The organism is Runella limosa DSM 17973 (genome assembly GCF_000482465.1).
Taxonomy (GTDB): Bacteria; Bacteroidota; Bacteroidia; order Cytophagales; family Spirosomataceae; genus Runella; species Runella limosa.
On record NZ_AXVJ01000067.1, the window covers coordinates 1 to 13,148 of the forward strand.

At 43.6% G+C, this 13,148-nt stretch carries 10 protein-coding genes and 1 pseudogene; 3 read left to right on the forward strand and 8 right to left on the reverse strand.

Annotation, left to right across the window (positions count from 1 at the left end; all coding sequences use genetic code 11):
- The 7 genes and pseudogenes from K339_RS37690 to K339_RS0108160 form a co-directional block, all read right to left on the reverse strand.
- Nucleotides 1–216, reverse strand: a pseudogene (locus K339_RS37690) (DDE transposase); the annotation flags it as partial.
- Between the two features lie 170 nt (nucleotides 217–386).
- Nucleotides 387–1,247, reverse strand: a complete 861-nt coding sequence (locus K339_RS0108135; RefSeq protein WP_028523165.1) for a 3-keto-disaccharide hydrolase — start codon at nucleotides 1,245–1,247, stop codon at nucleotides 387–389.
- 24 nt (nucleotides 1,248–1,271) lie between these two features.
- The gene (locus K339_RS0108140; protein ID WP_028523166.1) at nucleotides 1,272–3,917 is read right to left on the reverse strand and encodes a DUF7133 domain-containing protein; all 2,646 of its coding nucleotides are present in this window, start codon (nucleotides 3,915–3,917) and stop codon (nucleotides 1,272–1,274) included.
- Nucleotides 3,918–4,167: 250 nt separating this feature from the next.
- A complete protein-coding gene (locus tag K339_RS0108145) occupies nucleotides 4,168–7,005 on the reverse strand; it encodes a TolB-like translocation protein (protein ID WP_028523167.1) in 2,838 nt (945 codons plus the stop codon).
- Between the two features lie 300 nt (nucleotides 7,006–7,305).
- Nucleotides 7,306–7,494 carry a hypothetical protein gene (locus K339_RS0108150; protein WP_028523168.1) on the reverse strand — a complete coding sequence of 63 codons (189 nt, stop codon included), beginning with the start codon at nucleotides 7,492–7,494 and terminating at the stop codon, nucleotides 7,306–7,308.
- Nucleotides 7,472–8,377, reverse strand: a complete 906-nt coding sequence (locus K339_RS35825; RefSeq protein ID WP_084332147.1) for an alpha/beta fold hydrolase — start codon at nucleotides 8,375–8,377, stop codon at nucleotides 7,472–7,474. Before K339_RS35825 ends, K339_RS0108150 begins: the two co-directional genes overlap by 23 nt.
- A 21-nt stretch (nucleotides 8,378–8,398) precedes the next feature.
- On the reverse strand, nucleotides 8,399–8,962 hold the full coding sequence (locus tag K339_RS0108160) for a DinB family protein (RefSeq protein ID WP_028523170.1): 564 nt from the start codon (nucleotides 8,960–8,962) through the stop codon (nucleotides 8,399–8,401).
- A gap of 164 nt (nucleotides 8,963–9,126) precedes the next feature.
- Here K339_RS0108160 and mltG point away from each other — a divergent pair, with 164 nt between their 5' ends.
- Both mltG and K339_RS0108175 read left to right on the forward strand, forming a co-directional pair.
- Nucleotides 9,127–10,170 carry an endolytic transglycosylase MltG gene (gene mltG / locus K339_RS0108170; protein ID WP_028523171.1) on the forward strand — a complete coding sequence of 348 codons (1,044 nt, stop codon included), beginning with the start codon at nucleotides 9,127–9,129 and terminating at the stop codon, nucleotides 10,168–10,170.
- 9 nt (nucleotides 10,171–10,179) lie between these two features.
- Nucleotides 10,180–10,596 (forward strand): acyl-CoA thioesterase, encoded by a 417-nt coding sequence (locus K339_RS0108175; RefSeq protein WP_028523172.1) that lies wholly within the window; start codon nucleotides 10,180–10,182, stop codon nucleotides 10,594–10,596.
- Between the two features lie 54 nt (nucleotides 10,597–10,650).
- Here the strand turns inward: K339_RS0108175 and K339_RS0108180 are convergent, their stop codons facing one another.
- Nucleotides 10,651–11,523 (reverse strand): aldose 1-epimerase family protein, encoded by an 873-nt coding sequence (locus K339_RS0108180; RefSeq protein WP_028523173.1) that lies wholly within the window; start codon nucleotides 11,521–11,523, stop codon nucleotides 10,651–10,653.
- A 204-nt stretch (nucleotides 11,524–11,727) separates the two neighbouring features.
- Here K339_RS0108180 and K339_RS0108185 point away from each other — a divergent pair, with 204 nt between their 5' ends.
- Entirely contained in the window at nucleotides 11,728–13,122 is a 1,395-nt protein-coding gene (locus K339_RS0108185; RefSeq protein WP_028523174.1) for a glycosyltransferase, read from the forward strand.
- Nucleotides 13,123–13,148: the final 26 nt, after the last annotated feature.

Here is a 13,148-nt window from a genome sequence, read left to right on the forward strand (position 1 = left end):
ACTGAGTTTTAGATAATGCTTAAGGAACATTAAGCCAAAATAGCCCTGTTTAGGAAGCCAAGAAGGAGCACCAACCATCGTTTTTTTTTCAGGAAGCAGTTCAACTAAAGATGCCCAATCAATAGTTTGATAAATAGCTCCTAAATCAGTACAATTCTTGAAAATGTACAATTGGGAAGAGTTTGCAGAATTAACGTCGAAAAGTGTATCTTGCACCTGTATTTCAGTTTTGTGGTAAAAACAAAATACACAAAAACCCCGAAAATTGCCAATTTTGGTTCTTTTTCGGGGTTAATTTATTTGCAAATAAACTGTATATCAACAAGTTAAGCCTATAAAGGGAAGCCTATTTGACATTCTGCACTCGATACTCGACACTTCAAAAATTATTTTTTCTTCTTCCCATATTGGCAAGTCGAATTGTCTTCTTTGACGTAGTACGACTTGAAATTGAGCGCTTTAGGGTCCATACAGCCTTTTAAGTTCAACAATTCAACTTTTCTAAATTCAACGGGGTGACTTTCACTTTGGAGCGAGATAGAGCCATGGTCGAGAAGTTTTCCGTTAACAAACAGATTAGGGTCGTGTCCGCTCACGTTGCCGCCTCCCCACTGAGGCTTATTGTATTCCAACACTTTTTCACCGTTGGCAAAATGCTGAATGAGCGAATCGCCGAGTACTAACACTTCAGCCCGCACCCATTGGTCGCCGTTGTAGGTTTGTGACGTAGAATTGATGCAGTGTTGGGTGATTAATTTGCCGTCCATTACTACGTTTGTCCCAGGAGTACACAAGTTACAGGTCGTACGTTTTTTTCCGTCACCGCCAAGCAATTGAACTTCGATAGACGCAGGAAAGTCTTGGTCTTTCCCCATCGAAGCGGCCGTTTGTCCGTGGACCATGATGCCGCTGTTGCGCCACGCCCAGCCTTCACCTTTGGGGGCTTGCTCACCTACAAAACGATACTCAACCGCAATGCGGTAGTAAGAAAAATCGCCTTTGTAGAATATATGACCGTATTTGCGTTTAAAATCGTCGTATTGGTCATAGCGAACGACCATTTTCCCGTCTTCAACCCGAAATGTTTGGCCAAAGTTGTCATTGAGGTCGTTTCCACGGATTTTAATGTCCCAACCATCAAGGTTTTTACCGTTGAAAAGTTGTTGCCATTCTTGTTTGTCGGCCTTTTTTTGTCCAAAAACAGACGTAATACAAAGGCTTAAAAAGACAATTACTGCGTATTTCATATCAAAAATAGTTTGAAAGGTAGGTTACTTTTGTTGTGACAAAAAGGTTAGCAATGAGGCAAATTCCTCGTAAGAGAGGGCATTAACCAACCCCGAAGGCATCATTGAGGTTTCCATTTCTTTGCGACTAACGATGTCAGCGGTTTTAATGGTATAAACTTGTCCAGCAATGTCTCTCAAAACGACGCGAGCCGACGATTCTTCAGTGATAAAACCTGAGTAAATTTTGTTGCGTTTAGCTGTGATAGTCACCGATGCAAAACCTTGAGAAATCGACGCATTTGGCTTTAAGATTGACTCTGCAATTTGCTCACGGTTCATAATCGAACCAATTTGTCCCATAAATGGCCCTTTCATGGTTTCGCTTTTTGATAAACTGTGGCAAGCGATACAACCTTGCTGTGTAAATAGTGTTTTGCCCAGAGCAGCATCTCCCTGAATTTTGGCCATGGCAAGCATCACATCTTCAATTGAGGCTTCACCTATTTGCCCTTTTTTATTACGAATTTTGTCCAAATCAATCTTTACCTCTTCCTTAACTGCGGCGACTTCTTCTACCCCAAAGTCTGGTATTTCCATGCGATGACGGCTGTTGAGGTCCACAAAGAAAGGTTTGTCGTTTAGCTTTTTCGATTCTTCAATCAAGAAATCTTTGATATTCGTCGAGGCTTCCCACGTAATACCTTTGTAATAAGGGCCGTGCGTGTCGGGGCGGGTGCTCCACCACCACGAACCGTCGTAATCGGCTTCTTTTTTGTACAAACGGGAAAGTGTAACAATGATTTGCTTTTTGAGGACAGCGTCGTTTGATTTTTGGTAGGCATTGATTAATCCTGAAACTGCTCTTGGGTCGTGCATGTAGCGAAGTGCCCAAAGTGCAAGGGTTGAGTTTTCAGTGCCAATGGCCTTTACACAAGCATCGACGGCGTTGAGAGCAATCAATGAACGTACTGCTACGTGCGGTAAAATAATCGCCGAGTTAGGCGTTGCATGAGGCCCTTCGGTGCCCATTGCTGGGGGGGCAAAACTCGCTGGTACTGGTGTTTTAAGAAGAGCTTGTGCCGCATCAGCCTTTCCAAGACGACCAAGTCCGACAGTAGCTGCCAAGCGTACGCGAGGAGAACCATCACTTAATGCCTGGATAAATGTACCAGTTGAAACGTTGGAATTGTAAATTTTACGGTCGGCCAAAGCCCGAAGCGCATACTCACGCATGGTTTCATCTGAGGTCAATTTAGCTAAATTTTCATTGGCATTCATACCAGCGGCTTGTGCATAAGTGTACATTGCTGCGATTCGTACTACCAAAGGAAATTTGGCATTGGTCACAAGTGCCCACACAGGCTTAGTTACTTTGTCAGCGGGGCGGGTGAGAAGCTCTTGCTGGGCAGCTAAACGAGCCACACCGCTTCCTGATTTAAGTAGGTCAACCAATTTTGAAATAGAAAGCTCTTGGGGGTTTTTGAACGATTTATACGTCCACTGTTTTGGAGTAGCTCTTACGACAAATCCTTTTTTGGGGTTTCCTGAATAACCTGCACCGTCCCAAGCTGAAAGGTAAGCACGGCCTGAGGCGTCCACGTCCACGTCAGTGATTTGGGCTAATTTTACAAAACTTTCTTCTTTTTGAGTAAAACTTGGGCCATCGGCTGTCACGCGGTGAATGTACAATTGGCTGCGTCCCCAATCGGCCATCATAGGTACTTGATTGTATTGGGCAGGCCAAGTGTCGTCGTCCATAAACAAAGCACCCGTTCCAGAGCCTCCGCCTACGTCGATAAGTGCAGGAATAATTTCGTCGGTAAAATGCTTGAATAATACAGGATAACCGTATTCGCCAGACTGGATTTGGTTGCTGAACCGAACGTTCCAGCCGCCACCATCGTTGGTATTTCCACGGGCAAAAATATTCATGTAAGGGTCAATAGCCACGTCGTAGATGTTACGAAGTCCGTGGGTATAAACTTCCATTTCGGTGCCGTCAGGACGAACGCGCACAACGCCGCCACCAAGCATGGTCATTTTTTTGCCACTTCGGTCGGTGGCGTTGTGGAAACCAAAATCGCCCACGGCAATGTATATCCAGCCATCTATCCCCATCCGAATTCCGTTGGTAGCGTGGTCGGTACCACGGCTTTGTAAAAATTTAGGCGAGCTAATGTGTTGAATCAACGGACTTGAAGGGCCATCAGCCACGCCATCGTGGTTTTTATCTTCAAATACGACCAAGTCCATGCCCGAGGCGATTCCTGTTTCTTTGGAAAAAACGGTATGTAAAACATAGACTTTATCGCCCATCGAAATGATACCACGGGGGTTGTCAACGGTGGCATAGACTGTGTGGGAATCCACTTTGCCGTCGTTGTTGGAGTCAACCAATCGAACGATGCGACCGTTGCCAGGTTTTTTCCCTAACGAACCAATCATATCGACACCTACATAGACTTCGCCCGTAGGTGCCACTGCCAAACAAGCGGGGCTAGGGGTAAGATCGGCTCCTGCAAAGTGACTAATGGCCAATTCGGCAGGCCAACTACTAGCATTGGGAAGCGAATCAGCAGGATTGACGGTGACGTTTGTTAAATTGTTGGAGTTTGTGTTCCAAAAAGAGGAGATGTTAAAAAGAAAAAGTAGAAAGACGGATAACGTCGCGAAGTAAATCTTGGACATTGTGGGTGTAAATTGAGTGGATTGGAAATGGATAAAATACAAAAAGGCGCAATTTACGCCTTTTTTACTTTAACTGTGCCTGAGGTTTTGCGAAACCACAGGCACAGTGTGAGGTGGTTTCTCAAAACCACCCGCGTCGGGAAATATTTGGTATTGAGTTTATTTACTGAGGTTTTGCGAAACCACAGGCACAGTGTGTGGTGGTTTCGCAAAATCACCCGCGTCGGGAAATATTTGGTATTCAAACAAATTATAAGCCCGTTGAAACGAATATACCAAAATGGAAAGATTGATTCGGGTTGACGGGGTCTTTGTCTAGTAAAAACGAATTTCTAAGCCCAATGCTGAGGGGTAAGATATTCAAAAAAGTATTGTCAAAAATAAGTTCAGCTCCTGCCGAACGGTAGGTCGTTTTGGTTTTCGCTGCAAGTCGTTCGGTCATGGCGTAATCGTAAAAAAGATTGGCCCTTACTCGCTTAAAATACGTAATCCCAAACAAACCCGCGTCGGGGTAAAAAAGTGGTAAGCCATAGTTGACCGCTAGACTTGTTACTTGGTCGTTGGCAGGGGCGTTGTAGCCGCGTGGATAGACAAAGGTATCGGAGAATTGGTAAGAATTACGCAAGAGTTCTTTCTGGAAAGCACCTCTGACTTGAATGGCGTGATTTTTACCAATGCCAGGAAGATACACCGCACTAGAAGCAACGGTTTTGGCATTGTCGTCGCCGTTTAAGGTAGAAATGCTGGCCAATTGGAGAGCAAAACCAAGTCTTGGCCCGACGTTTTGATAGGCCCTCCGACGAACGGTGCTAAAGGTTAGCCCCACATTACTACTCAAAAACGAGTTGTCGGGTCTGCTGGCTACGTTATCAATGTTAAAATTGGTCAAATTTCGTTGCGTGAGTGTGACATAAGGCATCAGCGACGTAGAGAAATTGCCTTTGAGCCAACGAAGCGGAATAGCTACCTGTACTGAAAGATCAAGTTCATTGAACTGCTGATTGACCACTTGGTTGTTTTGAAAAACGGCAGTGCTGCGTTGTCCATAAGTTGTCATCAGCGTAAGGTCAGGGTAGAAACGCGCAATCTTTAGCAGGGCGTTAAACGAGCTGCTTCCCTCTTCGTTTAGATTGATACTTCCCTCCAAATTCAATGAAACATCGTTGAGGAAATTGTTCATCTGCAGACCAACCGACGGAGTGCTTGGCGATGGAACGATGTTCCAACTGTGTAATTTTAAGCCTTTGAATAAACCCCGATAAGATTTTACGCCGTATGATTGCGTAGGTAGTTTTTCAAAAATAGAACCTCCTTCTTCGGGGAAATTAGAGGCTTTAAAAATGGGCAATTCAAAAGGTTCTTTCACCACAAATTCGGACGAGTTATTGACTTCAAGTGGTTGTTTTGAAATGACATAACCCATGTTGGTAAACTCTGTAAAATAGAGCGTTTTACCGTCTTTGCTTACTTCAGGCTCGAACGCTGCTACTGGAACAGAGGTTACTTTTGAGATTTTTTTGCTTCCCGCTAAATCAGTACAATAAATGTTGTCGATGGTCGAAAAGGAGGCATTAAAATAGACTTTATCATTGAAAACTACGGGTGCTTCAATCGTATGGTGCGTCCAAGAGGTTAAAAAGATGATGCCTTTTTCTTTGACATTTATTTTGGTAAGTGCCAGTTGGCTTTGGTGTTTGGCAATGCTAACCAGTGCGTCCCCGTTTTCGGTCCAGGCCAGTCGTGAAAAGAAATAATTGTCGGGCGTAGTGATGTTTTCTAATAGTTTTCCAGAAACAGCATCTAGCACGTGAATTTCATTTTTCAGCATCGGAGACACATATATCGCTGCTATTTTACGGCCATCAGGCGAGGCGATGGGGGAGAAATAACGGGTTTTGTGCGTAAGTTGTCTTTTTTGTTGGGACTGTAAATCAAATAGATAAATGTTGGTGAAATCTTGATAACCTCGACGTGGGTTGCGCGACAGTTCGGCCCATGCGACGATGTTTCCGTTCAGGCTAAAGAAGTCGTCGTTGTTATAACCGATGGTTGTCAGTACCTTTTCTTTGCCGTTTTCGAGCTGGACAAGTTGGTCGGTCTGTTGGTAACTGCTTTTGCGAGCAATGAGAACGTCATTTTTCCAAACCCTTGGATAGCGGTAATCTGTGACGGTTCGTTTGGTTTTTTTTGTGATGGCTTGCGTCGGAATCAACGTAGTAGCATCGAGGCGTTCTTGCCATGCTTGTTTATTTTCTTTCCAAGACAGTTTGTACAAATTGGTAGAATTATAGCCAAGGTTACGTTTGAGTGCTCTCGAAAATGGATACACAATTCCTTTGTAACGAGCGGCTTCGGCTTGGATTTTGGCTGTAATGTCGTTGCCTTTCAATTGACGCGCTTGCGTAAGCATCAAGTAGCCAAGTCGATAATGGTCAGGCACGAGGCTGCGATAAGAGCCATTTCGATTTTTTTGGTATGAATAATTGACCCCGACGTTTGCCAAGGCACGTTGCTCTAAAGTAAAAAAACTGGCTCTTCCTCGTCCACCTTTACTGAGGGCAGTCTCAGCAATAACGGCATCTCCTTCGCTATACCAATTAGGAATACTTAGGTTGCTCAGGAGAGCCCACAGCCCTTGGCCTTGCAAAATCGAACCAAGTTTGGTGATACCACGCCTTGAATTGAGGGTTTGGAGTACGTGACGGTATTCGTGTACAGATAACCCGTCTAACCAGTCTTGATTCCCTAAGAGAAGGTTAGAAGCGGGAGGAGTACAAAAGAACTCAGACCGAAAGGGCGCAAGACCTACATATCCGTTAGGATTGACGGTTTGGGTTTGTAAAACGATGTTTATTCTTCCTTTTTTGTCGCCAATGGAACGGCGGTTGTTGAGGTCAATAAAATTAACCACATTGGCTACACGCTGTGCTTGGGGTTCGATGCCTTTGGGGAAAATAATGTTGGCCGAGGGCGACGAAATGACTTGCCACTGCTGGCCTGTGATATGTCCGCCAAATTCGGTTTGGGCCTGAATATAAAACCCTATGGTGGACAACAGAAGTGTAAAATAGATCCGTTTACAATTCATAAAGGTAAAATTTGATATTAAAAGAGCATAAAACTTATTTTAATCCTTGACGATTTGCAGTTTGGGAAGTCACAGACTGGTATAATAGTATATTGAATCTAGTAATTTAGATTATTGGGCGGATAAAATCACCTATTTACGAATCCTAAAAAGGTGCTAGGTCTTTGTTTGGACGTTTTCTATTGGTAAGACATATACCAATAGAAAATCATTCCTAAGAATTAGGCAATGAAAGGAAAGCAAAAGCTGTAATGAAATGGCGGATTATTTTATCGTAATTATAGCTACAAAGACTAGCTATTAGTCATCTTTTTCGAGTTCTTTGAGCTGAATCGTGTATAAAACGGTACTTGCCCCAAAGCAAATCACCATTAAAATACGTGGAAAGTTCCATTCTATAAAAAAGCCAGCCAATAAGCTAACAAGTGTGGCAAAACCCATACCAATGGCTGCGATTTTAGACCATCTACGGCGTTTGTCTAATTCCATTTTTTAAGAAGTGAAGAAGTGTTGAAGTAAAAATGGTTGATTTCTCAAGGTTGGACAAATGCCCTGCATTTTTGATGCCAAAGGTAGCAGAATTGGGAATACGTTCGGCCATCACTTTCGCCATCCGATGAAACGTTTCCTCCTCTTTACTTCCTGTCAAAATAAGGGTTTGGGCTTGAATAATTGGAAGTAACTCAAGGGTGTGAGGGGGGCCAAAGTACGGATTGATGCGGGGATTGATGAGATGGTCTCCGTGGTAGTCGGCGGTCATTTCACTTAGCCGAATGATGGCGCGGTCTTCGGCCGCGTACAAACGCGTGAATGGTGAACGAAGCCAAAATTCTTGCTGCTCATCGTGCCAACCTTGTTGAGAAATAATGTCAACGGCTTTGTGAAGCGACGCCGATAATTCGGGGGTGTATTCCTCAAAACCATCAAGCTCGGTGTTAGTAGCAACGATTTTAAGGGTACGTTGAGGATAACGAGCCGCAAAATGAAGCGCAATGTTAGCACCCATTCCCGCCCCAACAAGGTGCGTTTGTGTTATACCCAAGGAGTCTAGCAATGCCTTGAGGTCGTCGGTGGGGTCGTGGGGGTCGCGTGCGCGGGCTGATTGTCCAAACCCACGCACGTCGTATCGAATAACTCGGTATCGTTTATTTAATTTTGACCATTGGCTATCCCACTGTCGGTTGTCGAGGGCAAATCCATGAATCAAGACTACTGTTTCGCCTTTTCCCGCCGCTTCGTAATACAGCCGAGTGTCATTGACTGCCAATCTACCCGAGATGGTTTTAGATTGGGCAAAGGCAACTACGCTGCTAAACAGCAGCCAACACAGCAAAGCCAACAAAGAATGTCGTGAATGATGGGTTGGATACATAATCGGCTAAGGCATATCGACTTAGTACATGTCATTGAAGTCTGTAATACCACCTGAGCGGTAATAATCGTCTTCGTCGTTACGGCTTTGTTTGCCCAAACCTTTGTAAGTAAGTGCTTTTTTGAGAATTGAGATTTGGCCCGCGTGGTACAAATCATGCTGTAAAATTCCGTGAAGCATGGTATAATAATCGTACTCCCGTCCTGGTACGATTTCCTCTAAAAATTCGTCATCTTCCCGCTTTTCAAGCTCCGCAATAAGCTCTTCTTGGCTCAAACTAAGTTCCATTTGGAGTGCTTCCCATTCAAATTCATCAAACATCGGGAACGTCTTCCAGTCGCGTGATTTTGTTACTTCATACTCACCGTCACCTTGTAATCGTTTGATGACAAAGATGCGCCAGGTGGTCATGTGGTAAAGAAGTTCGGCGATACAATGGGTATTCGGCATGATTTTTTCGGCAGCCATTTCCCACGATACATCGCTCAATACTTCTACTACCGATGGCCCATGCCATGCTCCTTCACTTTCGTAGATTAGATTAAATTGGTCAATAATGCGTAATAACTCTTCTTTTGCGTCCATTGTGATGTTATAAGACAATCTTTGTTGAACTCCAAAGGTACTCAATTCTTGTTTTGTTCGGTAAACTTGCGACTGTTTTCGTAGAAAAACCAAAGTGAACGTGTACTTTTGCACCGTAGATTCTATTGGCAGCCTCGTTCATTTGTTCAAATTGACTTATTATCATGTCTCGTAATTTTCAAATTGGCTTGTTTGTTACCGTTACGGTAATCATCACATCATTCTCCTTTTATTTTTGGCAATTGGCCAAAACGCCTAACTTTCAACAAGGGAAAGACAAAGATTTTGCCCTGTTGATTCCTGCAGGGGCTACCTACGAAACGGTGCTCGACTCGCTCAAAAAAAACGACGTATTAAATGACCAGATGTCGTTTCGTTTTTTGGCTAAATTGCTCAAACTGCCCGAAAAAGTAAAACCAGGACGGTACGTTCTAACCCGTAAAATGGGGAATTTAGAAGCCATCCAAAAACTTCGCAATGGCAGTCAAGATGCTGTTCGTTTGACCTTCAATAATATTCGGATCAAAGAGGATTTAGTGAAGCGAATTGGGGCGAAATTTGCGTTTGGGGCAGATACGTTGGGTCGATTGTTGAACGACCCTCAGGTATGTCAAAAGTACGGTTTTGATACCACAAACATCGTAAGTATGTTTTTGCCTAATACTTATGAAATATTTTGGACAACCAAAGTGGATAAGTTTTTGGGACGTATGCACGATGAGTATAACAAGTTTTGGACGCCCGAACGAATCGCCAAGGCCAAGGCGTTGGGGTATTCCAAAGCAGAGGTATCAGTAATGGCTTCGATTGTGGACGCCGAAACCAACCGAACTGACGAAATGCCGCGCATTGCGGGTGTGTATCTCAACCGTATCAAACAAAGTATGCCATTACAGGCCGACCCAACGGTGATTTTTGCGTGGCGTGATTTTAGCATTAAGCGAGTAACGGGTAAGTATTCGGCCCTCAATTCTCCTTACAATACGTACCGCGTTTTGGGGTTGCCTCCAGGCCCAATCAACATCCCAAGTACAGACGCCATCAACGCCGTTTTGAACGCCGAACAGCATGATTACTTGTATTTCTGCGTAAAAATCGACCCTGATGGCAAATTACTGGGTTACCACGACTTTGCGGTTACGTACGAAGATCACCTCAAAAACGCAAAAATATACCAAGAGGCGCTTAATAAATTAAACATCAAATAATCGCTGCCCATGTTTGTCTATGAGTACAAAGGTGTCCGTGTTCGCTACGCCGATACCGACCAAATGGGATACGTGTATTACGGTAACTATGGCCGTTTTTATGAGATTGGTCGGGTAGAAGCCTTGCGTAGTTTGGGTATGTCATACCGCGAGATGGAGGACAGTGGTATAATGATGCCTGTCTATGACAATTACGCTCGTTATCTTCAACCTGCGCGGTACGATGACGAACTTAGCATCAAAGTGACCATTCCAGAGCTACCCATGGCACGGATTGTCTTTGAGTACGAAATTCGGAACCAGGATGGCACATTGTTGAACACGGGAAAAACGACACTTTTGTTTTTAAGCCGAACAACCAACCGCCCAACGCGCGCTCCCAAAGAAATGATTGAGCGACTGCAAGGGTTTTACGAACCTAAATAGCATTACAAAAAGCGCAAGCCTCCGAATTGTTTCAACTCGGAGGCTTGCGCTTTTCTAGTCTTTTTCAGCAATAGAAACCGACCAAGTACGTTCAAACGTCTGGTTGCTTTCTAGGCAAATGATTCCTTCTTTTTGCGTCAATTCTTGCGTAGAATCGACACTGTCAGCAATTCCGCACCAAGGCTCAATGCAGACAAAGTCGGCGTCTTTGGCCGCCCAAATGCCCACGTAAGGAAAACCACTAAAGCCAAACGTAAGTGAATTTCTACCTTTTACTGAGCTTAAAGTAACAGCGGTAGCGTTGAGGTGTTTAAATACCAGTGCATCTTCGTAAAAAAGCGATTTGGTTAAAGCCAAGCTATTTGTTGTCGAAACCAACGTAGGTTGAGTTTCAATAAGTCCGTCAGGGGACAAAGGCCAACGCCATAATTCTTCTTCTTTATCGAAATTTAACGTATAGTCATTGTACGTTCTTTCTTTGTCAAAAGGTACATGAAAAGCAGGGTGGCCTCCCACTGAAAACCACAACTGATTCGCGGCAGGATTATGAACCTGATACGTAACGTTTAATTGATTTTGCACAATTTCGTAGATAAGCCTTAACTCAAATTCAAACGGATAATTAGCCAAAGTGCTTTCATCTTGGGTAAGTAAAAAAGTGGCTTTATTATCAGTATGTTCTTGGACTAAAAAGACTTTGTCTCTGGCAAATCCATGTATAGGTAACTGATAATCAACCTCTTGGTAACGGTAGGTGTTGTCCTTTAAGCTTCCAACAATAGGGAATAAAACTGGCGAATGCTTGGCCCAAACTGCTTGTGCATTCCAGAGATAGTCTGATTGTGAGGGTAAATGAAACAGTTGTTGAAGTTCTGCTCCTTTGGGATGAATCTGAACTTGGAGGTGGGTATTTTTAAGTTGTATCATTGTGCAGTTGAAGGTTTGTACAGATAAAATAACGAGGCTTAAAGTGAGTGAATCATGAATCAGTTTGCAAAAATTGACAATAAGGCATGGAAAAACAGGGTTTGCTAGAAATAAAACTCAAAAAAGTTGGGAGAGAACAGTAAAATACATAATTTCAGACTCTTACTCATGTTATAAGAACTCTATTTCAACTCTAGCCGTTTGATGGACTCACGTGCGCAATTTCAGTTGTCGTTACTTGGCGATAAAACTGCCCTCCTAAAAATAGGTAAAAGTACGCGCATTCTTCTATTTTCGTTGGTTGTTGTTGTCATCGTAACGGGCGTATTCTTCTCGCAAACATTGGGATTGTTTTTCTTTGGTTTAGGTTTTCTCAACTACATCTTGCTGTTAAGTTTTAGGGTAAGTAACAACTTCTATCGCCGAACAAAAAAAAGTATAACAGCCTCGATGATAGTGGAAGAATGGCCGAAGTTTTCGATTCTGGTACCCCTAAAGAACGAAGACGAAGTAATCCATGCGACCCTGCAAGCCATTGAAAATTTAGATTATCCCAGCGATCGAAAAGAAGTACTGATTGTTGTGGAAGATACCGATGTGGTTACTCAACGCAGCCTAGCTCAAATTGATTTGCCATTTTCGTTTCGGGTTATTCACATACCTGAGCTTCCTCCTTTTACCAAAGGGCGGGCGTTGTTGTACGCACTTAGCGAGGCTACGGGGACGTACCTGACGGTGTATGATGCAGAAAGTAGGCCAGAACCTAGCCAATTGAAAAAGGCTGCAACTGCTCTTTTACAGGCAAATAATGAAACATGTTTTCAGTCGAAAATTCGTATTTCAAACGCAGGTACAAACTGGCTCACCCGAAACTTTGCGGGGGAATATTACGAGTGGTACGAACGGCATTTGAGTGAGTTATCGGCGCAAGGTTTACCCTTTGGACTCGGAGGAAATTCGTTTTTTGTCTCCAAAAAAGCCCTTGAGGAAGCAGGTGCATGGGATCCTTTCAACGTGACGGAAGATGCCGATTTGAGTGTGCGACTATCAGAGAACGGAGTTAAACTACAAATCCTCGATTCTGTGACAACCGAAACCTGTCCAGATACCCCCAAAGGTTGGATAAACCAGCGTACGCGTTGGAACAAAGGACTGTTTATTACGCAATTGGTTCATTTGGGGCGTACGTTTATGAGTGATAGTTGGCGGGGAGAGGCATGGATAAGTTTTTGGTTACCCATGATTTCGGCGGCGCTGGTTCCTTTCTTTAATCTATATATTCCTATTTATATGACTTGGGGAAACCTTTCCCTTTGGAATGTCTATGTCATGAGCGTGGCGCTTTGGGGGCTCTTTTCGCTCAATCTGGTTTTTACCTGTGCCATCAATTACCTGACTTACCGCCGCATGGGCATCGTGGTTTCGCCGTTGCGTATTTTAAAAGATTGGTTTTTGTACTTAATCCTTCATATAGCATCGGGGATGAAGGCGTACGCTGAGTATTTTATCTCCCCCTTGTATTGGCACAAAACCGAACACCTTGAAGGAGAAAAATCCAGCCTTATAAGCTCAGAAAAAGAAGCTGTCACAACGTATTGAATTTACTCTATTATTAATTAATCCCT

Excerpts from the sequence above, each read along its gene's own strand:
- K339_RS0108135 (WP_028523165.1), bottom strand. The coding sequence starts at position 1,247 with ATGAAATACGCAGTAATTGTCTTTTTAAGCCTTTGTATTACGTCTGTT.
- K339_RS0108140 (WP_028523166.1), bottom strand. The coding sequence starts at position 3,917 with ATGTCCAAGATTTACTTCGCGACGTTATCCGTCTTTCTACTTTTTCTT.
- K339_RS0108145 (WP_028523167.1), bottom strand. The coding sequence starts at position 7,005 with ATGAATTGTAAACGGATCTATTTTACACTTCTGTTGTCCACCATAGGG.
- K339_RS0108150 (WP_028523168.1), bottom strand. The coding sequence starts at position 7,494 with ATGGAATTAGACAAACGCCGTAGATGGTCTAAAATCGCAGCCATTGGT.
- K339_RS35825 (WP_084332147.1), bottom strand. The coding sequence starts at position 8,377 with ATGTATCCAACCCATCATTCACGACATTCTTTGTTGGCTTTGCTGTGT.
- K339_RS0108160 (WP_028523170.1), bottom strand. The coding sequence starts at position 8,962 with ATGGACGCAAAAGAAGAGTTATTACGCATTATTGACCAATTTAATCTA.
- mltG (WP_028523171.1), top strand. The coding sequence starts at position 9,127 with ATGTCTCGTAATTTTCAAATTGGCTTGTTTGTTACCGTTACGGTAATC.
- K339_RS0108175 (WP_028523172.1), top strand. The coding sequence starts at position 10,180 with ATGTTTGTCTATGAGTACAAAGGTGTCCGTGTTCGCTACGCCGATACC.
- K339_RS0108180 (WP_028523173.1), bottom strand. The coding sequence starts at position 11,523 with ATGATACAACTTAAAAATACCCACCTCCAAGTTCAGATTCATCCCAAA.
- K339_RS0108185 (WP_028523174.1), top strand. The coding sequence starts at position 11,728 with ATGGACTCACGTGCGCAATTTCAGTTGTCGTTACTTGGCGATAAAACT.